The sequence below is a fragment of the Methylobacterium sp. Gmos3 genome, from assembly GCF_056430985.1.
The window spans coordinates 1-1,069 of the sequence record NZ_JBWJYL010000022.1; the positions used below are offsets into that span (position 1 = coordinate 1).

Genomic DNA, 1,069 nt, shown 5'->3' on the forward strand with positions numbered 1-1,069 from the left:
CGCGTCCAACACGGGCGCCGCGGCTCTGGGCTGGGGTGCGACGGCTTCGGGGAGCGGCTCTCTGGCGCTGGGCTCGACAGGGTTTGGAACCGGCGCGCAGGCGCAGGGTCAGGACAGCGTTGCCGTTGGCGGCGCGTCGGTGGCGGGTAACAAGCAAGCGACGGCGTTGGGTTACGCCGCGAAGGCCGTCAATCTGCAGGATATCGCGATTGGCGCCTCCTCGACGGCGACGGGTGCCCTTGGGTACTCCGCCCTCGCCATCGGGGCCAGGGCCAGTGCCAACGGCGCATCGGCCGCTGCCATCGGTATCGGCGCCACTGCCAACGGCAACGATGCCTACGTCTTCGGCTCCGCTGCCTACGGGGTGTTTCAGGCGGTGGCCATTGGGCGCGCGGCCAATGCCGGCGGCTCAAGCGCCGTCGCGGTCGGCAACTGGGCGATTGCATCGGGGAGCTACGGATCCGCGTTGGGCAATGGGGCGACCGCCTCGGCCGCTGGCGCGACGGCGCTTGGCTCGAGCAGCGGCGGCGTGGGCGCGAGGGCGAAGGGTCAGGACAGTATCGCTCTCGGCGGCGCCCTGGCTTTGACGAACCAATCGATTGCTCTGGGCCTAAACGCCAACTCGGGCGGCGCAGCCGGCGATGTGGCGATCGGCAACGGGGCCACGGCCGTGGGCGGCGGCAGTTGGTCGGCGATTGCGATCGGGACGTCGGCGAACGCGCAGGGGAACGTAGCGCTCGCGGTGGGCTACGCGTCCTACGCTTCGCAAAACGGCGTGGCTCTGGGCTGGACGTCGAACGCTTTCGGCGCCTATGCGACGGCCCTCGGCAACGGGGCAGCCGCCGCTGGCAACAACGCGGCGGCCCTTGGCAGTTACGCAAGCGCCGCCGGCGGCTATGCGACGGCCCTTGGCAGCTACGCAAGCGCCACCGACGGCTATGCGACAGCCCTCGGCAATGGCGCAGTAGCCTCGGCGACTTACGCGTCCGCACTTGGCCAAGCTGCCACCGCCTCCGGCACCTATGCGACGGCCCTGGGCAGCCACGCGACGGCCTCGGGCTTTCTAACC

General features: G+C 70.6%; 1 pseudogene. It reads left to right on the forward strand.

The features are described 5' to 3' along the window. Nucleotides 1–1,069: pseudogene (locus ACS5Q7_RS24030) on the forward strand (hypothetical protein); the annotation flags it as partial.